A 21,686-nucleotide genomic window follows, 5' to 3' on the forward strand; every position below is an offset into this window, starting at 1 on the left:
AAGTTACCAGCTTAACTCCAGCGTTCAGCGTCCTCGGCAGCGTCAAGCCACTGAAGTTCTAACGACTCGTGCTCATCTTTGAGTTCAGCAATCTCACGACCAAGCCCAGCGAGTTCCTCATATGCGCCTGTGTCAGCGACATTCGCACTAACGTCGGCGAGTTTCACTCCGAGTTTGTCAATTTTCTCGGTGAGTTTACTCATCTGGCGCTCAAGGCGTGCCATCGTTTTCTTCGCAGCGCGTTCTTTGGCAGGATCCGAAGTTTTCTTTTCTTCGTCAGCCACAGTCCCGCTTCCTGACGACGGCGTGCCGCTTGTGCTCGCAATCGTCTCATCCTGACGTAGCTCGAGATACTGGTCAACACCACCTGGCAGACCACGCACTCGGTGATCGATCACAGCGATCTGGTGATCGGTGGTGCGCTCAAGGAAATACCGATCGTGGGAGACAACGACGAGTGTTCCCGGCCAGGAATCAAGGAGATCCTCCACAGCCGCCAATGTGTCCGTATCAAGATCGTTGGTTGGTTCGTCAAGAAGTAGGACATTCGGTTCCCCGATCATCAGGCGCATCAGCTGCAAACGGCGTCTTTCGCCACCGGACAATTCACCCACTTTCGTCCACGCCCGTTCGCGAGTGAACCCCAACATTTCCACAAGTTGCCCGGCCGAAAGCTCCTTCTTCCCTACCATCACGTGGGAGGCGACATCGTGAACTGCTTCAACCACACGTCGCTCACTGATCTCATCAAGTTCATGTGTTTCCTGCGAAAGCGTTGCCAGCACAACAGTTTTCCCACGCTTAATGCGCCCCGACGTCGGCATCATCGCCCCGTTAAGTAAGCCAAGCAGCGACGATTTTCCTGCTCCGTTTCCGCCCAGGATTCCGATTCGTTCTCCCGGAGCCAGCCGTAACGTGACGTCTTTGAGGATGAAGGTCACTCCCTCATCTGTCAGAGCTGCTTGTGGATCCGTTTCCACCGCATCACGAGCACCTGCATCATAGGAGAACCACACATCCTCTAGATCCACCACTTGTTTACCCAAGCGGGATGTTGCCATTTTCGCTAGCTCGATTGTGTCACGCGGAGGTGGCTCATTCGCGATGAGTTCGTTGGCTGCTTCAATACGGAAACGTGGCTTCGAGGTGCGTGCCGGGGCTCCGCGGCGCAACCACGCCAACTCCTTGCGTAGCAGATTTGCGCGTTTTTCTGCGCTTGCTTGGGCAATTCGTGCACGCTCGGCACGTTGCAAAACGTAGGCGGCGTAGCCACCTTCGTATTCTTCGACGTGACCTGGCTGCGGATTGCGCCCGCCGGCACCATCATGGCCGGGAACAACTTCCCATAGACGATCACAAACGGCGTCAAGGAACCAGCGATCGTGGGTGACAACCACAAGTGCCCCTTCACCGCGCCCGAAACGCTCGTTAAGATACCGTGCGAGGTAGGTAATTCCTTCGATATCCAAATGGTTGGTCGGCTCATCAAGGACGACGACGTCGGACGGCTTAGCGAGCGTGGCCGCGAGAGATACGCGTCGGCGCTGTCCACCCGATAGCTCGCTGACCTTCTTCTCCAACGGGATGTCGGGGATCAGGCCATCATGCAAGGCTCGCATCGCCGCATCAGATGCCCACTCGAACTGCTCAGAATTGCCGTGAATCGCCTGCGCTACTGAGTCATCAGGATTGAGTGAATCGGCCTGCGAGAGCAGAGAAAAACGGGTGCCACTCACCATCGTCACCTGCCCGACGTCGGGGGCGAGAGCGCGCGTCATCAGTTTCAGTAACGTCGATTTTCCACCGCCGTTTGGGCCGACGATACCGATTCGGGCACCGTCACCGAATGAAACGTTCACATTGCCCAGGATCGGGCGCGAGCCGAGGGAGATACTCACGCCCTCGAAACCGAGAATATGGGCCAAAATACTACTCCGCGTGAGTGATGTGGGCTCCGCGGACTGGCCCGCGAGCTACCGTGATTGTATGTGAGGGGAAATCGTGACGTAAGCCTTCTGCCAGTTCAGGAGCTTCGTCTGCATCTGACAAAATCAAAACAGTCGGGCCGGAGCCGGAAAGCAGCACAGCGTATCCTGCATGTTTGAGATCGTCGAGAAGCGCAGCGACGTCGGGGCGTAATGCGCGTGCCGGTGCTTCAAGATCGTTGACCAACAATCGAGCGAAATCTTGGGGCTGTGAAGAATTCAGTGCACGGCGAAGTTCTTCAGTGGATGCCGGATCCGTGGCCTGGGGATGAAGGACATCAAACTGACGGAAAACAGCTGGCGTTGATAAGCCCTCGCTTTGGGACAGGATGACCCACGTATGCTTCGTGCCCGCACGCACTGGCGAAACTTTCTCACCACGCCCAGTACCGTGAGCGACAAAACCATGGAGTGCAAACGGGACGTCTGAGCCGAGCTGCGCGGCAAGTTTTTCCACCGTGGAGATCGGAGCATTGATTTCCCAGAGTGCGTTTAATGCCACGAGGACGCCTGCGGCATCTGCACTTCCACCAGCCATTCCTCCAGCAAGAGGAATGGCTTTCGCAATCTTCATCCGCGCGCCCACACCGAAAGCTGGATCTCCTTGAGCGGCACCAAATTCTCGCCTCATCAGAAGCGCTGCTTGCATCGCAAGATTTGTTTCATCCGTGGGAAGATCTGCACCCACACCTGTCATTTCCAGGGAAAGCTCATCATCGGCCCACACCTCGATACGGTCACGTACATCAACTGCTTCGTAAACGGTGTCAAGAGAGTGGAAGCCATCTTCGCGCACACCGCCCACACGCAAAGCGAGATTGATCTTTGCTGGGACAGTGACTGAAACGTAGCGCATAGAACTCATTCTACGGCGTGATACGCATTTCATTCACCCCGGTTTCACAATCCGGAAATATTCCTCTTCCCCGTAACCTCGGGAATGAGAGAGCGTTGACACGCGATTAACGCGCTGCCGCGATCTTCACGAAGTCTGCGATTTGAAGCTTTTCACCACGCTGTTTCGGATCGATTCCGGCTCGCACAAGAATCTCTTCTGCCGACGCGGGGCTCCCCGCCCACGGCGACAATGCAGCGCGCAGAGTCTTGCGGCGTTGAGCAAAGGCGGCATCAATCACCTCAAAAACAGCATCGCGGCTCGCTCCGCGTGGATGCTCGCGCCGGGTCATGTGAACAAGCGCGGAATCAACATTGGGAACGGGCCAAAAAACGTTGCGAGAAATTTTTGCTCCACGGCTCACGTCGGCATACCATGCCGCTTTCACACTCGGAACACCATAAACACGCGAACCCGGCTTTGCTGCCAGGCGTTCAGCCACTTCCAACTGAACCATCACTGTGATCGACTCAAGACTAGGCAACGTTTCGAGCGCGGTGAGCAAGATTGGAACAGCCACGTTATAGGGAAGATTCGCCACAAGATGCGTCGGCGTGAATGGCGCCGACGACACCGAAGGCACCGCAAGCGAATCCGGACCGGTAATTGTCATTGCGTCTCGCAGAATAACAGCGAATCGTTCTTTTGCCTCCGGGGCAAATTCGACGACAGTATCTTCGAGCGCAGCGGCGAGTGGAGGATCAATTTCCACCGCGGACACCTCAGCCCCGGTTTCCAACAAGGCAAGAGTTAAGGAGCCGAGTCCCGGCCCAACTTCGAGCACACGGCTGGAATCTGACACACCGGCGTCGCGCACAATCTTGCGTACGGAACCAGAATCGTGCACGAAGTTTTGTCCAAGAACTTTCGTGGGAGAAACGCCAAGACGTTGCGCAAGTTCGCGAATCTGAACCGGTCCTAGTAACTGCATAGTGGAAGTATAACCGCCATGCCGCGCATCAGTACCAGCCTGTCGCACGCGAATGTGCCACAGCACCAGCCGGGCTGCCGTAGCGAGCCTTGATGTATCCCAACCCCCACTTAATCTGAGTGGCAGGATTCGTTCGCCAGTCGGCACCGGCCGAGGCCATCTTCGAGCCCGGCAGTGCTTGCGGAATTCCGTAGGCTCCCGACGATGGATTTGCGACGTCATAACGCCAGTTCGACTCACGCTGCCACAAGTAATCGAGGTAGGCGAACTGTTCTGACCCCCAACCATACGACGCGAGCATCGACTGTGCGATTGCACGCGCGCTCCCTGGGCTTGCCGGAGGCCCTGCGGTGATACCAGCGCTAGCAGCTTCTTTGACAGCGATTTCTTCCTTATTTCCCGTACCAACAAGCACGACTTCGTCGATCCGCTTCTGCGCGGAGGAAGTGAAAAGGATATCTTCACTGACCTTTTTTCCATCACGGAATGTCACACGGTATGTGCGGCTACCCTTGCCATCTTTGCCATCAGTTTCAGTTCGTGTTTCGCCTTTGGGAAGGTCAGCGGTTTCCTTACGGGTGGTGGTGAACTTTTCGTTGTAGGGGCGAGATTCGGTGTGAACATCCACTTTCACCACAGTGATTGCGGCACCGTTCTTCACTGGAGTTCCTAAGCCAACAGAGACCTCATCGTCGGCATCGACGCCAAGCTTCGCTGCTGCGAACGCCTCACCGTACGTCTGTCCTGCACGCGCACGGACAGCTACGTCTTTTCCTCCGATACGTGCCGTAAACGACACATCAGCAGAGGTGTTCGAGACAGACATTGGCGTGGCGCGAACGAGGACAGCACGGTTCCCCTCCGCAGCAGCCTGCGCTTGAGAATTGGCGTCAATATTCGACAATGCAAATGACGCCACCGTTGCGACCGAGGCGAGGAAGATCCCCGCCGCCGTCGCACGCCTCCAGAGAACGAAACGGCGAGCTGGGGCGACCTCATCAATCTCCGATTCGTCATCTTCGGCACTTGGGGGACTGGCAACCACCGGAATTTCTTCAGTATCGGGCGACGCGGGGTTATCGAGTTTGTTCGCTGAGCTCTCCGAGACGTCATGAGCTGGAGGCATGTCATCCTGCTCATCCACGGAGGAAGGCTGCTCTGCCTGACGAACCTGCTCAGCTTCATTGTTCTGTGGCATCAGCAATTCGCCGGCAAGAGCTTCTGTTTCTCGCGCGTGATGCTCTGCCTCTCGTTCTGCGGCACGGCGCGCCCGACGCGTTCCAGGACGAATCGGCTCTTCGAGCGCATGATCTCCGAACAGAGCTTCGACCGAGTTTTCAGTAGCCAATGTTTACTCCAGTAACTGTGCGTTATTTACTAGTTACCGATTGTAATCAAAACGTGATCTTTCGCAAGGGATTTGCGGTAGACCCCACGTTATGAGCGGAAAAACGGCCAATACCGTTCAGATTCCGTACACGCACGATGTATTGGCATCCAACTGTGCACACCATTCTTCTTCACCCACTGAGCGGTACTGAGCCAGAGCACGAGCCGTGTACACACTCCCCCAAATGGTATTCGGGTGTCCCCGGAACGGGACCGGGGTCAGATATGGAGCATCTGTTTCGACGAGGATCAGTTCAGCTGGCAACACCGCAAGCGCCTCACGCAAGAAATCGTTGGCAGGGTAGGTCACCGTACCAGCAAACGATGCATACCAGCCGTTTTCTGCCAAAATCTGCGCCAACTCTGCGTCACCGGAAAAGCAGTGGAACACTGTTCTTTCGGGAGCGCCGTCGGCCAGAAGAATTTCGACGACATCGGCGTGAGCGTCACGATCGTGGATCTGCATCGGCTTGCCCAACTCTTTTGCGAGCGCAATATGCTCACGAAAGGAATACTTCTGTGCTTCCTTGCCCGCATCGCCTGTACGGAAGTAATCCAAGCCAGTCTCTCCAATCGCCACCACCTCATCTGCTGTGGCCAACTGGGCAACCTGGGCGATGGCATCATCCAGGGAGTATTGCTCGTGATGAGGCTGCGGATCAGGTGTGAGACCATCGGGAGCAACTTCACGCACACCAGCGTGCATCGCCGCTTCGTTCGGGTGAATCGCCAGTGCCGCAAAAATATTAGGAACCGACTGAGCCAGCTCATACGTGGGCGCGAGCGCCGGGACTTCACACCCGGAAGTGATTGCTGCACGCACCCCGACGCTTTCCATCACGGCAAGCTGGTTACCCAAAGTCGGCGGATAACGCCAACCTTCAGGGTCCTCACTGATTCGTTGATCAGCAGGATCAAAGCTTCGCCCTGGCCCAGAAATCTCGATGTGGGTGTGATTATCAACGATCGCATGAGCAAGCGCCGGCGGAACATCGGGAAGGAGGCTACGCCGGCGCTTCTTTGAGGCTGAATTGCCCAAGTTTTACTCCTCAATCAAGCCCAGTCGTGCAAGCTCTTCGCTCACAACAGACTCATCGAGCTTCTGGAATGCCGGAGTGGGCTTTGTGATCGGAGTACCAGGAACAACATCACGCGGCTCCCACGCACGAACGTGCGTGTAGTCACCGGTAATGATCGGGAACGGGTGACCGTTGTCAATATCTTCCGTCTCAACCAGCTGCGGCATCGGCGCAATTGTGCCATCGCCACCGAGGATTGTGTCGATCACGTTCGAGGAGTGTGGCAAGAAGACGCTCATCATCGTGTTCAGATCGGATACTGCCTGAATCAAAGTATTCAAGACGGTTGCCAAACGCGGCTGATCTTCAGGAGCCTTGAGCTTGAATGGCTCGGTTCGTGCCACGTAAGCGTTGGCCTCACCGACCAGGCGCATGAGCTCGGCAAGCGCTGCACGTTGCTGATGCGAACCGATGAGATTTCCAACGGTTTCAAAGCCGCCGCGGACATGTTCAAGGAGCTCGTTATCAATATCCTCGCGGGTGCCAGCAGCAGGAATTTCACCGAATTTCTTCGCGATCATCGCACCCGTACGGTTGACGAGATTACCCCAGCCAGCCACGAGCTCCGAGTTGTTACGGCGGACAAACTCGCTCCAGGTGAAATCGGAATCGGACGTTTCTGGTCCAGCAATCGAAATAAAGTAGCGCAAAGCGTCAGCCTGGTAACGCGACAGGAGGTCTCGAACGTAAATGACAACGTTCTTTGACGAGGAGAACTTCTTTCCCTCCATCGTCAGAAATTCCGAAGCCACAACTTGCGTGGGCAAATTCAAACGACCGAATGCTCCCGGTTCGCCACCCTCAGAACCCTCACCGTTGTATGCAAGCAGCTCTGCTGGCCAAATCTGGGAGTGAAACACAATGTTATCTTTGCCCATGAAATAGTAGGACAGTGCTTCGGGGTTGGTCCACCACTCGCGCCAGTCTTCCGCCGTCCCTTTACCTGCGTTGGCACGACGGCGTGCCCACTCAATCGAGGCAGAGAGGTAACCAACAACGGCGTCGAACCAGACATACAGACGCTTGTTCGGCTTCTCTTCCCACCCGGGAACAGGAATCCCCCACGAAATATCCCGGCTCATCGCCCGCGGACGCACATCTTCAAGAAGGTGCTTCGAGAAGGAGATGACGTTTGGACGCCACTTGCCTTCTTTCTCCACTGAGTCAAGCCATTCGCCGAGCGCCCCTGCCAGGCGCGGTAAATCGAGGAAGTAGTGTTCAGTTGTCTTGAACTGAGGGGGAAGACCCGACACTTTCGACACGGGGTTGATGAGATCCTGGGGATCAAGCTGGTTGCCACAGGTATCACACTGATCGCCGCGTGCTCCTGCAGCGCCACAGATAGGGCATGTGCCCTCAATGTAGCGATCAGGCAGAGTGTTGCCGGTTTGCGGATCGATTGCGACAGGTGTCTCGTGAACCACCATGTAGCCGTTATCACGGCAGCCACGGAACAAATCTTGAACCACCTGCTCGTGATTCACAGTGGTGGTTCGGGTGAAAAGATCGTAGGAGAGGCCGAGGTTCACAAGATCTTCAACGATGATGCGATTGTTTTTATCAGCAAGCTCCTGGGGGCTTACACCTTCTTTGTCAGCTGCGACGAGAATCGGAGTGCCATGCTCATCAGTGCCCGACACCATCAGAACATCGTGACCACGCATTCGCATGTAACGCGAAAAAACGTCCGAAGGAACGCCAAAACCTGCCACGTGTCCAATATGACGCGGGCCGTTGGCATAGGGCCATGCAACTGCAGAAAGGATTTTTGACATGGCTCAAGTTTAGAACCCGGGCGCGCCTCGCGCGAGTTCCCGCGAAAACCTGCCCGACGCCGTCGCGCTGTCGGCGTAATGGTGCCAACAGCGCACGCAGACGCTTAAACTATCAGTAGTACGTAAAGTGAGGCGCCGAGGCCGCTTCAGACAACACAAAAGGCAGGTATATTGTGGAAAATCCGACCCGGGCACTCCTCATTGTCGATGTTCAACCAACGTTCACCGAAGGTGGCGCGCTCGCCGTCGAAGGTGGAAACGCTGTGGCTGAACGTATTGCAGATTTCGTGACCGAATATGCAGACGAATACGAATTAATCGTCACTACCCAAGATTGGCATATCGATCCCGGGAAGCATTTTTCATCAACTCCTGATTTTGTTGATACCTGGCCGCCCCACGGGATTGCCGGAAGTGCTGAAGCCGAACTTCACGAAGCTATCGCGTCGCTCCCCATTGACGCCTCGATCAAAAAGGGCGAATACGATGCGGTGTATTCGGGTTTCGAAGGCAAGGATCAGGACGACCGCTCACTTGAGCAGATTTTACGTGCGGCCGATATTCAGGCTGTCGACGTCGTCGGCATCGCTGAATCTCACTGCGTGAAGGAAACCGCTCTCGACGCCTTGCGCTTGGGTTGGCCTACGCGAGTCTTCTCCGATCTCACTGTCCCTGTCAGTGCCGAACTCGGAGCATCGGCACGCGAGGTCATGGATGAAGCGGGCATTGAGCAGATCTCGTCTGGGGAAGCATTCGGCTTTTACGAAGAAGACGAATCGGAACTCCCCTGGTCAGACGAATACAAAGATGACGGTTTTGGTGGCTCTCAGGTAGAAGACGGCTACGGAAGCGCGATCGGTCACGACGCCTTTGAGGAGGACGGCTACGACGAAGAAGACGGAGCCGAGCTTACCTCGGACGGCGAAGACGAAGAACTGTCAAACATCGCACTCGAAGCCGACGCCGAAGATTTGAGCGGATACGCCTTAGACGACTTCGATTTTGATGACCTAGGGATCGATGAGGATATCGACTTCTCCGACGAAGCCGACGACTCCGACTTCGATTTCTCCGATCTTCGCTGATCGCTAGCGATCACTTCCTGGCCAGTGCCGCCTCGTAGAGTTCCTTCTTGCGGAGCCCTTCGCGGGCGGCCACATGGCTGGCCGCATCTTTCATTCGCAGGCCAAGGCGCGTCAGTTCCACAACTTCATCCACAGCAGCGTGGGAAAACTCTGCGGCGGGACTTCCCTCGATCACAAGTACAATTTCGCCCAGGATCTCTCCCTTGGCCCATTCATTGAGTTCTCCCAACGTGCCTCGAATGACCTGTTCGTGGATCTTCGTCAGTTCGCGGCACACTGCAGCTCGGCGATCTTCTCCGAATGCCTCTTGGGCCACGGCAAGGGAGGCGGCAAGTCGGCGTGGTGATTCAAAAAACACCATCGTTCGTTCTTCATCTGCAAGTGCCTCAAGAGCCTGAGCAAGTTGAGCCGCCTTTCGAGGTAAAAACCCCTCGAACGTAAAACGATCTGAAGCTAAGCCAGAGATCGCCAGGGCTGTCAGTACGGCTGACGGGCCAGGCACAACGGTCACGGGAACACCGGCGTCGGCGGCCTGAGACACCAGACGATACCCTGGGTCAGATATCGACGGCATTCCTGCATCAGAGACCATGACGATACGCGCACCCGCTTTCGCTTCCTCGATGAGGCCAGGAGCTTTCTCGACCTCGTTGTGATCGTGGTAGGCGATCACGGGCGCTGAAATTTCGATGCCGAGCCGCGATGCGAGGGCACGCAGTCGGCGTGTGTCTTCGGCAGCAATCAGCGATGCGTCTTCGAGTTCGCGACGCAAACGCACCGACGCATCATCGTCATTTCCCAAGGGTGTGGCGGCAAGAACGATCATGGGGCACATTCTACGCGTCAGCCGCACTCTGACGCGCTATGCCCAGCCAAGTTCACCGAGTTCGTCATCCTCAATGCCAAAGTAGTGCGCAACCTCGTGGAATACTGTGACTCTGACTTCTGCCGCAACTTCTTCTTCACTGGCACACATGCGCAAAGTCGGCCCGCGGAAAATGATGATTTTGTTCGGTTCAGCGAAATCATCACCGCCATCAGTTTGTGCGAAGCCGTCGTAGACACCGAGCAGGTCAGGATCGTTGTCATCAGGTTCGTCCTCGATGAGGAAGACCAGGTTGGTGAGACGCTCAATGAATGCTTGTGGAATTTCGTCTAGCGCATCGGCAACGAGTTCTTCGAATTCTTCTTCGCTCATTTCGACCATAGCGGTAGTCTACCGGCGGTTTTGCGCCGACGTCGGCGCCAGGGGCAGCACTCGCGGTAGTACACACGAAAAATGTCACCCCCTCCCGCTAGTATGTGGTCTGTGACCACAAAAGAGAACTCCACGGTACAAACACTCACGCTTGAGACTGACGATGCACAGCGTTTCGAAAATTTCCTACGTGCCAGGCTTGGGCTTGCCCCTCTTGGCACGCTGGTGAACGCTCAAATGCGTCTCTACGGTTGGGTGACGACAGCAGTGATCACGCTGATCGCAGCCGTGGTTCGTTTCGTTCGCCTCGATTCCCCCAATGCGCTGATCTTTGACGAAACCTACTATGTCAAGGGCGGATATTCGATGCTCCATTGGGGCTACGAGCGTGCGTGGTCAGATGTGGAGGATCTTAACGATCGCTTCATCTCTGCTGTTCAGAGCGGTTCCCCTCTCGGGAGTCTTGTTCACGACAATCCCGATCACTGGGTACATCCGCCGTTTGGGAAGTGGCTGATCGGCGAAGGTATGCGAATCGCAGGGGACACAAGCGGATATGGTTGGCGTTTCACGACGGCGATATGCGGCGTACTTGTGGTTGCCTTGTTGGTACGTATCACTTTGCGGCTGTTCCGGTCGATTCCTTTGGCCGCAATTGCTGGAATTTTTGTGGCGCTGGATGGGCTCGCTCTCACAATGTCGCGTACAGGTTTGCTCGACAACATGATTTCGCTGTTTGTGTTGGTTGCATTCTGGGCGATTCTGCGCGATCGTGATTGGTCACGTGCACGGCTTGCACATCGCGTCGCGTATGGGCCGTTGAGGGCGCCTGCAGCTCAGGATACTGAACCTGAGATTGAACCTGCCGGATCGCATCTGGCAACGAATGACAAGTCTCTTGCCGACATGATGCTCTCTCGTGTTGGTGTACATCATGTCCAGGACAATGAACCTCCCATCGCCACACACTCTGTTCCCGATAAACCCACCACCCCTGATTTTGAGACGCTCAGCCCCCAAGACCCATGGGGTCCATCGTCATTCTTCCGCCCGTGGATACTGCTTGCAGCAGTGTTCCTCGGCTTGTCGACGTCGGTGAAGTGGTCAGGTCTCTACGTGATTGCAGTGTTCGGTCTGTTGATCTTCGTCTGGGGTATCACCGCACGAAAAGCTATTGGAGCCCGTCTCTGGTTTGGAGCTGGAACGTTCCGTGAGGGTATTCCTGCCTTCGTCCAACTCGTTCCTCCTGCAATCGTCACGTACATCGCTGCCTTCACGCCGTGGTTTATCAATCCCGACGGGTGGGATCGTCAGTGGGCCACCAAGCAGATCGCTGCGAATGTCACCCTCCCGCCAGACGAACAGATCGCGATGCCGCTCAGTTGGGCTCCCGACGTCGTCAACTCATGGTTGCACTGGCACATTGAGTCATACGCATTCCACACCAGCCTTTCCACACCTCACAATTACCAATCGCAAGCATGGCAGTGGCTCCTTCAGTGGCGGCCTGTGAGTTTCTATTGGAAAGGCGCAGAGGCCATGCCAAAGGGATCGTGCTGGTCAGATGAATGTGTCAGCGCGATCACATCGATCGGAAATCCGCTGATGTGGTGGGCTGCTCTGGCAGCTCTGTTCGTGGTCATTGCGATGGCAGTGATCCGCAGGGATTGGCGCGCCTGGGCGATTCTTGCAGGCTATCTGGCGCTTTGGGCGCCGTGGCTCAATTACACAGATCGAACGATCTTCCAGTTCTATGCCGTGGCATTTGTTCCGTTCGTTGTCTTGGCGCTCGTGTACGGTCTAGCATGGATGACCGATATGTTGCCCTCGTCGGAGCGCGTAACAACCGGGTTCCCCAATCGTGCATCGAAAATTTTTATCCTGATCTTCGTTGCAGTTATCGTCATCTCCTCGATCTTCTGGCTCCCACTCTGGCTTGGAATCCCGGTTCCCCGGTGGTTCTGGCAGGCACACATGTGGTTGCCGTCGTGGATCTAGGAAACAGGAGCCCGGCTTGGCGCGTAGAGCGATTCTGTTAGATCGCCTCGCGGCTCGATGTGCGCATTGCCCGACGTCGGGCTTGTTCAGCAGGGTCAGGAACCGGCAAGGATGCGATGAGCTTGCGCGTGTAGGGGTGGCGTGGATCGTGCAGGATTTGTGTGCTCGATCCGCTTTCCACCATCTGTCCTCTGTGAAGCACGCCGATACGGTCAGCGACAATGTCCACAACAGCGAGATCGTGTGTGATAAACACACACGCAAAACCGTATTCACGTTGCAGCTGTGTGAAAAGCTCAAGAACCGTTGCCTGGACAGAAACATCGAGAGCAGATGTCGGCTCATCGGCAATCACAAGTCGGGGTTCGAGTGCAAGAGCACGTGCAAAGGACACACGCTGGCGCTGACCGCCAGAAAGTTCATGTGGGAAGCGTTTGGCGAACGACGCAGGCAAGCGGACAGCTTCAAGGAGCTCATTGACTCGGCGCTGGCGATCCGCCTCGCTCATGTCTGCTCGGTGTACTGCCATTGGTTCGCCGATAGCGTCCCCAATAGTCAGTTGTGGATTGAGAGACAGAGACGGATCTTGGAAGACAAAGCCAATATCTTTGCGCAGTGGGCGGAAGTCGCGTTCTTTCACCCCGCGTATCTCAGTATCGAAAACGCGTAGCGATCCACCTGTGACTTCTTCGAGACCTGCAATGGCACGTCCAATGGTGGATTTTCCTGACCCAGATTCGCCCACCAAACCAAAAACTTCTGATGGGGCAATCGAAAAATCGACTCCCCGCACAGCCTGAAAATCTGGCGCACCGAGTCTGCCAGGATAGGTCACCTTGAGCCCTTGAGCAGCGACAATCGGTTGCTGATCGCCGCGATCTGCAACAGGAGGCACAACATTTGCCTCGGTGACATGCTGCCCTAAGCGTGGCACGGAGGCAAGGAGATCACGAGTGTAGGGCTGCTCGGGGCGTGCGAAAAGTTCACCAACACGATCATGCTCGATGATCTCGCCATTCCTCATCACTGCCACAGAATCCGCTAGATCGGCAACCACACCCATGTTGTGTGTAATGAGCAGGATCGAGGTGTTGTAGCGATCGCGAATATCACGAAGAAGGTCAAGGATTTCGCCCTGGACTGTCACGTCTAGAGCTGTCGTTGGCTCATCGGCGATAATCAGCTTGGCTCCCATCGCCAATGCCATCGCAATCATGATGCGTTGTTTCTGTCCGCCCGAGAATTCGTGAGGGTAGCGGTTCATCGCATGTTCGGCGTCATCGATCCCCACTGTTTCCAGAGCGCGAATGGTTTGCTCTTTGATTTCTTTGCGTGAGATTGTGCCGTTGTGTGCACGCAAACCCTCCCCCATCTGCCACCAGATCGGGAAGACTGGGTTAAGTGACGCCGATGGTTCTTGGAACACCATTGCCGCTTTTCCTCCACGCAACTGGCGTAGCTTTTCCCCGCGTAATCCCACCACATTGTCACCGTCGATGACGATTGCTCCTGAGGCCACAGCCCCGGATGGCAGAAGAGAAAGAATCGCACGCGAGGTCACTGATTTTCCAGAGCCAGACTCTCCCACGAGAGCGAGGATCTCCCCCGGAGCGATGGATAGTGAGACGTGTCGAACTGCTTGAACATGGCCGTCGTCAGTCGGGAAGGTCACGGAGAGGTCGGTGACTTTCAGTCGCGATTCGTCTGCCGACGTCGGCGCCACAATATCGGTACTCAGAGCCGAGGCACGTTCTGCCCGTCGGGTACGAAGACGCGGGTCAGCGAGGTCGTTGAGAGATTCACCAACCAGCGTGATCCCCAAAACTGCCAAAACAATTGCGGCACCGGGGAAAAGGGATGTCCACCAGATACCCGAAGTGACGTCAGCCAGTGATCTGTTGAGGTCGTACCCCCATTCAGCAGCTGCTGTGGGCTCAATTCCAAAACCGATGAACCCTAAACCTGCGAGAGTCAAGATCGCTTCGGAGCAGTTGAGAGTGACAATGAGGGGCAAAGTGCGAGTGGCGTTGCGCAGAACGTGTCGGAACATAATTGTGGGCGCAGGTACGCCGAGCACTTTGGCGCTTTGAACGAAGGGTTCCGATTTCAATCGCACCGCTTCGGCACGAATCACCCGGAAATACTGTGGAATAAAGACGACGGCAATTGACCCGGCTGCGGCCACGGTACCGCCGATTGCGTTGGACTGACCACCAGAAATAACGATTGACAAGACAATTGCCAGGAGCAAGGAGGGGAACGCATACACCGCGTCAGCAATGACCACGGCTACGCGATCAACCCATCCTCCCAGGTAGCCCGAGACCAATCCCAGCACCACTCCAATCACACACGAGGCGGCCACCGCAAGGACGATCACACCAAGTGCCGTTTGGGAACCCCAAATCACGCGGGAGAACACATCGAAACCTGACACGGTGGTTCCCCACCAGTTGCGAGCCGATGGAGGTTGGAGTGAACCGAATGGGCCGTTGGCATCGCCTTGTTGTGCGAGTGAATAGGGCGCGATCAGCGGGGCAAAGATCGCCATAAGAAGCATCAGCCCGGTCACAATCAGACCGGCCACCAACATTCCTCGCTGGATGCCGTGTGATCGGCGGACGCTCTTGACGAACGGGAGGCGATCTGCCCATGCGCCAGATATACGGGTGAGAGATTCAGTTGCAGCCATTTTTCAATACCTCACTCTGGGGTCGATGAGGGCGGCGATCATATCGACGATGAAGTTCATCAGCGCAACGATGACTGCCACGAGCATGACAATGCCCTGAACAGCCACGTAATCGCGCGATGCCATGTATTCGGCCAGCTTAAAGCCAAGACCTTTCCATTCGAATGTTGTTTCAGTCAGCACAGCCCCACCCAGTGACATCGCGATCTGCATTCCCATCACGGTAATCACGGGGATCAGCGCAGGCCGCAACCCGTGAGCTGTCACAAGACGGCTCTCGCTCACTCCACGCGAGCGCGCAGATTCGATGTACGGCTGGTCAAGTGTTCCGATCAGGTTAGTGCGGATCAAGCGCAAAAACACGCCCGCCATGAGCAAACCGAGCGCGATCGCCGGAAGGATGGCGTGCATCAGGACGTCACCTGCAAGAGCGAGGTCACCTAAGCGCAATGCGTCAAGCAAATATATGCCTGTAGGGTTCTGAATCGAGGCCATCGTCAATTCTCCGGCATTCGATGCGCGCCCCGACGCCGGGAGCCAACCACCGTGGACGGAAAAGATCAGTTTGAGCATGAGTCCCACAAAAAATACTGGCGTCGCATAGGACAGAATGGCAAAAATTCGCAACACGGCATCCGGCCAGCGATCACGGAAACGCGCGGCGATCATTCCTGATGGCACACCGATCATGAGCGCGACAACGATTGCATAGGCGACAAGTTCAAAGGTGGCCAGACCGTATGTGGACAGGATTTCGATGACGGGTCTGTGATCGGTAAAAGTGGTTCCGAAGTCACCAGTAAAGACGCCCGCAAGGTAATCGACGTATTGAACAATCAGGGAACGATCATAGCCAGCGGCGTGGACACGTTCAGCGAGTTGGTCAGCGGGTAGGCGTCCACCGAGCGCTGCGGTGATGGGATCACCCGTGGAGCGCATCAGGAAAAACACCACTGTGAGCAGAATGAAGATTGTAGGGAAAATCAGCAAAAAACGTATCAACACGTAGGTCCAGAACGAACCGTGAGATTTTTTCTCGCGGCGTTGGCCTTGTGCAACTGTGTCTCCCGCGTCGTTTCCGACGTCGGTGGTCTCATCCTCAGCAACCACGACAACTCTCCTCTGTGTCAGCCGACGTCGATGCACGAGATACGCACCGACGTCGGCAATGTTGTTACTTCGATACTGGCGCGTAGTAGAGCTTGTAGGCGGTGCCCAATTCAAAGCCCGTGACGTTCTTCTTCATCACGACAACCTGTTGACCTTGCAGCAATGGCAATGTGGGGAGGTCTGCAGTGACTGCGGTTTGAATCTGATCAATAATGGTTGCGCGTTTCATCGGATCTGCCTCAGTTCGTTGCGCATCCACCTTGGCCATCACGTCAGCATTCGCATAGTGGTTGTTGACGTAGGTGTCTGCTGAGAAGAATGGGGCGAGGTAGTTGTCCGGATCAACGTAGTCGGGGAACCATCCGAGCTGGTAGACCGGGTAGGCATCAGCAAGGCGCTCCTTGGAGTATTGAACCCATTCGGTGGAAGCGAGGCGAACGGTGAACAGACCTGATTTCTCAAGCTGAGCCTTGATTGCCGCATACTCATCTGCCGAATTCTTTCCGTAATGATCGGGGTTATATTCGAGAGCGATAGTGACGGGTGTTTTCACGCCTGCGTCAGCAAGGCGCTTGGCTGCGCGTTGCTGATCGGGGTGTCCTGTGCCCGAACCATAGGTTTCCTTGAGGGTATCTTTTGAACCGTCGAAGCCCTTGGGAAGGTAGGAGAAGAGCGGAGTGTAGGTTCCTTTGTACACATCGCGGGCGAGGGCATCTCGATCAACGAGATCTGCCATCGCGGCTCGAACGGCTTTGGCCTTAACTGGATCAGCTTCAGGGGTCTTCGCACCGAAAGGCATCGTATCCATGTTAAAGGTGATGTAGCGCATTTCGCCGCCAGCTCCCTTTTCCACCTTGAGATTGTCGTTCTTTGACAGTGCTTCAATATCTGTGGCAGCGAGCTGGCGGTAGGCAACGTCGAGAGTGCCGTTATCGAGGTCGAGACGCAGGTTCGAAGCATCGGCGTAGATGCGCATCACAACGCCGTCGTTCTTCACTGGTTCGAGGTTGCCTGCATAGGCAGTGTTGGGAACGAAATTAATCAACGATCCTGGTTGGTAGCTGGCGATTTCATATTGGCCGCCGAAGGGTCGGGCTTTGATGATCTCGCTATCGGACAGAATTTTGTCCTTGGGGAAAACTTCTTCATCCACGATCAACGCCGCCACAGTGGTCAGTACCTGTGGGAAGGTCTGATCTGGGGTCTTGAGCACAAACACTACTGTGTGTGGATCGGGAGTTTTGACTTCCTTTAATGACGTCAGCATGGAGGAAGGGCCGTGTGGGTCGGCGATTGCGAGCTGGCGATCAAAGGAGAATTTCACGTCCGACGAGGTCAGTGCGTGTCCGTTTGCGAAGGTCAGGCCGTCTTTGAGTTTCACCGTGTACTCAGTTGGCGAGGTGAATTTTGCCATGTCACCCAAGAGTGGCTTGGGTGTATTGGAGGTGGCTCCGGCAACGATCCCCACAAGATAGGGATAAATCTGGTTTTCCACGTTCGCTGAACCGTTATCCCACGAGCCTGCAGGGTCTAGGCTTGAAACTTTGTCCGTGGTTCCGAGCTGGATTGTTGTGGCGCTTGCGGCTCCTGAACCGGACACCGAGGTGGTCGACGTTGTCGCGCAGGCTGCGAGCACGGTCAGGGTGGCAATAGCAAGCGAAGCGAGTTTGAGTTTCATGTTTTCCTTATGTTCTTCGCAAGGTGGTCTGGCCGAGGTTTCAGCTCTGGAAATAAAAAACGAGGCCATGACCAGCCTCGTTGATTATCGGTTAACTTTTGTGCACAACAAGACTATACGTGTGAGGAACACGCACAGCAGCAAGAGGTCACATAAAGTCTCATGCGCTCGATGCTAGTAGGCGAGAGGCAATGAGTACAAGATGAAACGAAAAATTCGCCATCAGCGCACACGTGTGCCGGCAACCTAATCTGCCTGTCTGCGTATCGCGCACCGACGCGTTTTAGTCATGCGTTGCCTCAAATTTCCTGAATGCCGGATACATCAGTGCGACTACTGCCATGCCGATCACAACGAGCACACCGCCCGCCCATGTTGTGATATTTGGCCCGACGATTTCCGCCATTCCTCCGTGAACGACGTCGGCCAAGCGCGGCCCGCCGGCTACCACCACAATAAACACGCCCTGGAGCCGTCCGCGGACAGCATCGTTTGTGGAGCCGAGCAAGATTCCCTGTCGGAACGACGCCGAGCTCATATCGGCGATTCCCCCGATTGCGAGAGCCACCATTGCTCCAATAAGGAACCAGCCGGGAGCAGCTGGCGCGAAAGTAAACATGAGTCCGAGCGCAAACATCGCTACTCCCCAAATCGCGATCAGGATTAACACGGCTCGCCCATACCGATGCACTCTACTGACCCACCCAGAGAACATTCCGCCTAACACGGCACCAATAGGCATTGCGGCGTTGAGCAGGGCAAACTCTGTTCCTCCTTCCAGGGGGCCGCCGAAGTTCACATGGGCAACCTCGGGATAAAGCGCACGGGGCATGCCAGCAATCATTGCGATGAGGTCGACAACGAATGACATCAGCACGATGTGGTGTCCTGAGAGATATTTCAGGCCGTCGATGACGGCACGCATTCCCGGCGCTCCTTCACTTGTGGTTGGCGGCAGGCTAGGAAGCCGATACACCGCATAGAGCGTGGCAAGCAGAGTGAGCGTGTCGATCAGATAGAGAGAGGAATAGCCGAGAATGGGGATGAGCGCTCCGCCGACAAGCGGCCCAATAATGGCGCCGGCTGAAAACACCGTCATATTCAAGGCGTTGGCTGCCGGAATCTGTGATGTCGGCATCAGCTTGGGTAAAATCGCTGTCCGCGCGGGTTGATTGATTGCAAAGAATGATTGTTGTGCTGAGAAAATGAGCAGGAGGAGCCAGACGTTATTCCAGCCAGCCGCGGCTTGGAGCCAGAAGAGAGCCGATGTTGCGATCAAACCGAGCGTGGTGAATTCCAGGAGCTTGCGTCGATCAAGGTAATCAGCCAGGGAACCTCCGTACAAGCCGAAGACGATCAGAGGAACGAGGCCGAATGCTCCCGCCAGGCCAACCATGCCAGACGATCCGGTCATGTCGTAGATTTGGGCGGGAACAGCCACTACTGTCAGCTGAGCGCCGATCACTGTGATGATATTTGCCAACCACAGACGCCGAAAATCCGCGTTCTTCAGCGGGCGCGTGTCGGCAAATAATGCACGTAACTTTCCTGCCATAACATCCTCTCTCACTGTCAGTGCTCAGTATTTCGGGATGTTGTTCATCTTTCAACTTTTAAGGCGACGCGGATTGATTCACTCTCCTACCAGGACATTCATTCACTCTCCTACCAGGCCGCTCATCCACTCTCCTACCAGGCCGCTCATTCACTCTCCTACCAGGACATTTATTCACTACGCGCGGCCACCCAACACCTACAAGGTTTCATCATGCGGACACAATTTGTCCGACATTCGGAAAGATGGGCATGATGGCGTCCGTAGAGTCTAGAATGTCCAAGGTGATGAAACAACACCCAGTGGACGCCGTTCCGGCGGCTCCGAAGCTCGTGCTCCTGTCCCTTCAACACCTCCTGGCCTTCTATGCTGGCGCTGTGATCGTGCCGCTGCTGATCGCCTCCTCACTCAACCTTGACACTGCTACCACAATCCACCTCATCAACGCCGATCTCTTCACATGTGGCCTGGCAACTTTGATCCAGTCAGTAGGCGTGGGTCGCAAAGTGGGCGTGCGTCTGCCGATTATTCAGGGCGTCACCACCACCGCCGTCGCACCGATTATCGCAATCGGACTGGCTGCCACTGGCGGTGCCGGTGGCCTCGCTAGCTTGCCAGTGATCTACGGATCAATCATCGTTGCTGGCTTGTTCACTTTCTTCGCAGCACCTTTTTTCGCCCGCCTGCTGCGCTTCTTTCCTTTCCACGTCACCGGTACCGTCCTCCTTGTGATGGGCACCTCGCTCTTGGCTGTCTCCGCTAACGACTTTGTCAACTACGCCGACGGCGTTCCCGCGGTCCGAGACCTCCCCTACGGCTTCGGCACTCTTGCCGCGATCTTGTTGGTTCAACGCTTCATCCGCGGATTCTTCGGCACCATTTCAGTCCTCATCGGTCTCGTCGGCGGCACTGTTGTGGCACTGTTCTGCGGCCACATCTCCCCAGACAAGCTCAACGCCGTCGCCACTGCTCCCGCTCTGGGAGTCACTACTCCGTTCTACTTCGGTTGGCCGGTATTCTCTTTCACCGCAATCTTGTCCATGCTCATCGTTATGCTGATCACGATGGTCGAAACCACTGGCGACGTCTTCGCCACCGGCGAGATCGTCGGCAAGCGCATCACCTCTGCTGAAGTTGCGGCCGCTATTCGTGCCGACGGCGCATCCACCGCTCTCGGTGGTGTGCTGAATTCCTTCCCGTACACGATGTTCGCCCAGAATGTTGGCCTGGTTCGCCTCACCGGCATCAAGTCACGTTGGGTGGCTGCGGGGGCTGGCGTGCTGATGATCATCGTCGGCCTGCTGCCCAAGGTTGGAGCTGTTGTCGCCGCGATCCCGTCCCCCGTGCTCGGCGGCGCATCGCTGGCACTCTTCGCGAACGTGGCGTGGGTGGGTTTGCAAACGATTGCTAAGTCCGATCTGACCGATCCGCGCATCGCCGCAATCGTCACCACTGCACTTGGCTTAGCGATGCTTGTCACTTTCCGTCCTGAGATCGCACAGGTGTTCCCGCAGTGGGCACAGGTATTTTTCTCTTCAGGTATGTCAATCGGTGCGATCGCTGCTATCTGCTTGAATTTGCTCTTCTTCCATATCGGACGTGGACATACAAAGATCGACGTCGCAGCTAAGGTGTCGCTCAAGGACGTCAACGAGATGGATCTCAAGACTTTCGTGTCCACTTTCCGTCCGCTCTTTAACTCCCACGTGTGGCCGTTGGAGAAGGCGTGGGAGTCACGTCCATTCAACTCAATTGACGAGCTTGCCGAAAGCGTGCAGCTTGCGATTATGCATGCCGACGCCGACGCACGTGGGCACCTCGTGGCCGACTACCCCGATATGCATGACCTCCTGACAAATCCGGAAGCTCGTACGGGAGACATTGGCTCTCTTGCCCTCGGTTCAGCAGATAAGGCACAGCTCGCTGAGCTCGAAAAACTCTGCCGTGACTACCGCGAGAAGTTCGACATGCCGTACGTCGCTTACTTGCGTACCGACGATTCGATGGCCGGTATCCTCGCGGCGGCTCGCCGTCGCCTAGGGAACTGGGCTGAGGTCGAAAACATGATGGCATTGGCTGAAATTGGCCGCATCACTCAGGATCGTTTGGACATTCTCTTGCGTAGCGCGAAGGATCGCGCATCAGAATTCCAACACTGATCGACAGGAGAAAGGAGTGGCGGGGTGTTTTCATCCCGCCACTCCTTATTTATCGCTTCGCGCGCGTCATGGGCGATATCGGTGGTGTGAGGGTTAGCCCCGTGCATAGTTTGGTGACGTTCTGAACCTGTGTGCGAGTGACGCTTGGTGATGTGTT

The 21,686-nt window shown here is 55.8% G+C and carries 15 protein-coding genes; 3 read left to right on the plus strand and 12 right to left on the minus strand.

Annotated features, from left to right (window positions below):
* Positions 1-11: 11 nt before the first annotated feature.
* The 6 genes from ACTOVJ_RS04860 to metG all read right to left on the minus strand — a co-directional run bounded on the left by ACTOVJ_RS04860 (position 12) and on the right by metG (position 8,054).
* Positions 12-1,925 (minus strand): ABC-F family ATP-binding cassette domain-containing protein, encoded by a 1,914-nt coding sequence (locus ACTOVJ_RS04860; RefSeq protein WP_449501341.1) that lies wholly within the window; start codon positions 1,923-1,925, stop codon positions 12-14.
* 4 nt (positions 1,926-1,929) lie between these two features.
* A complete protein-coding gene (locus tag ACTOVJ_RS04865) occupies positions 1,930-2,841 on the minus strand; it encodes a 4-(cytidine 5'-diphospho)-2-C-methyl-D-erythritol kinase (protein WP_449503684.1) in 912 nt (303 codons plus the stop codon).
* A gap of 106 nt (positions 2,842-2,947) precedes the next feature.
* A complete protein-coding gene (gene rsmA / locus ACTOVJ_RS04870) occupies positions 2,948-3,811 on the minus strand; it encodes a 16S rRNA (adenine(1518)-N(6)/adenine(1519)-N(6))-dimethyltransferase RsmA (protein ID WP_449501343.1) in 864 nt (287 codons plus the stop codon).
* Positions 3,812-3,839: 28 nt separating this feature from the next.
* Positions 3,840-5,159, minus strand: a complete 1,320-nt coding sequence (locus ACTOVJ_RS04875) for a resuscitation-promoting factor (protein WP_449503683.1) — start codon at positions 5,157-5,159, stop codon at positions 3,840-3,842.
* Between the two features lie 117 nt (positions 5,160-5,276).
* Positions 5,277-6,239 carry a TatD family hydrolase gene (locus tag ACTOVJ_RS04880; protein WP_449503682.1) on the minus strand — a complete coding sequence of 321 codons (963 nt, stop codon included), beginning with the start codon at positions 6,237-6,239 and terminating at the stop codon, positions 5,277-5,279.
* 3 nt (positions 6,240-6,242) lie between these two features.
* Positions 6,243-8,054 carry a methionine--tRNA ligase gene (gene metG / locus ACTOVJ_RS04885; RefSeq protein ID WP_449503681.1) on the minus strand — a complete coding sequence of 604 codons (1,812 nt, stop codon included), beginning with the start codon at positions 8,052-8,054 and terminating at the stop codon, positions 6,243-6,245.
* Positions 8,055-8,227: 173 nt separating this feature from the next.
* Between metG and ACTOVJ_RS04890 the strand changes: the two genes are divergently transcribed.
* On the plus strand, positions 8,228-9,139 hold the full coding sequence (locus ACTOVJ_RS04890; protein WP_449503680.1) for an isochorismatase family protein: 912 nt from the start codon (positions 8,228-8,230) through the stop codon (positions 9,137-9,139).
* Between the two features lie 10 nt (positions 9,140-9,149).
* On the opposite strand, the gene rsmI is transcribed toward ACTOVJ_RS04890, so the two are convergent.
* Both rsmI and ACTOVJ_RS04900 read right to left on the minus strand, forming a co-directional pair.
* On the minus strand, positions 9,150-9,965 hold the full coding sequence (rsmI, locus tag ACTOVJ_RS04895; RefSeq protein WP_449502661.1) for a 16S rRNA (cytidine(1402)-2'-O)-methyltransferase: 816 nt from the start codon (positions 9,963-9,965) through the stop codon (positions 9,150-9,152).
* 36 nt (positions 9,966-10,001) lie between these two features.
* Positions 10,002-10,346, minus strand: coding sequence for a metallopeptidase family protein (locus ACTOVJ_RS04900; protein WP_449503679.1), 345 nt, complete (start codon positions 10,344-10,346; stop codon positions 10,002-10,004).
* 102 nt (positions 10,347-10,448) lie between these two features.
* On the opposite strand from ACTOVJ_RS04900, the gene ACTOVJ_RS04905 reads away from it, so the two are divergent.
* Positions 10,449-12,335 (plus strand): dolichyl-phosphate-mannose--protein mannosyltransferase, encoded by a 1,887-nt coding sequence (locus ACTOVJ_RS04905; RefSeq protein ID WP_449503678.1) that lies wholly within the window; start codon positions 10,449-10,451, stop codon positions 12,333-12,335.
* A 37-nt stretch (positions 12,336-12,372) separates the two neighbouring features.
* On the opposite strand, the gene ACTOVJ_RS04910 is transcribed toward ACTOVJ_RS04905, so the two are convergent.
* The 4 genes from ACTOVJ_RS04910 to ACTOVJ_RS04925 form a co-directional block, all read right to left on the minus strand.
* Positions 12,373-15,027: a dipeptide ABC transporter ATP-binding protein gene (locus tag ACTOVJ_RS04910; protein ID WP_449503677.1), complete on the minus strand. Its 2,655-nt coding sequence runs from the start codon at positions 15,025-15,027 to the stop codon at positions 12,373-12,375.
* A 3-nt stretch (positions 15,028-15,030) separates the two neighbouring features.
* Positions 15,031-16,251: an ABC transporter permease gene (locus ACTOVJ_RS04915; protein ID WP_449504639.1), complete on the minus strand. Its 1,221-nt coding sequence runs from the start codon at positions 16,249-16,251 to the stop codon at positions 15,031-15,033.
* On the minus strand, positions 16,202-17,815 hold the full coding sequence (locus ACTOVJ_RS04920; protein ID WP_449502656.1) for an ABC transporter substrate-binding protein: 1,614 nt from the start codon (positions 17,813-17,815) through the stop codon (positions 16,202-16,204). The genes ACTOVJ_RS04915 and ACTOVJ_RS04920 overlap by 50 nt, the downstream gene beginning before the upstream one ends.
* A 283-nt stretch (positions 17,816-18,098) precedes the next feature.
* On the minus strand, positions 18,099-19,370 hold the full coding sequence (locus tag ACTOVJ_RS04925; protein ID WP_449502655.1) for an MFS transporter: 1,272 nt from the start codon (positions 19,368-19,370) through the stop codon (positions 18,099-18,101).
* A 287-nt stretch (positions 19,371-19,657) separates the two neighbouring features.
* Here ACTOVJ_RS04925 and ACTOVJ_RS04930 point away from each other — a divergent pair, with 287 nt between their 5' ends.
* Entirely contained in the window at positions 19,658-21,529 is a 1,872-nt protein-coding gene (locus tag ACTOVJ_RS04930; protein WP_449504640.1) for a solute carrier family 23 protein, read from the plus strand.
* Positions 21,530-21,686: the final 157 nt, after the last annotated feature.

This window comes from Arcanobacterium sp. (ex Cirak et al. 2026), assembly GCF_053585065.1.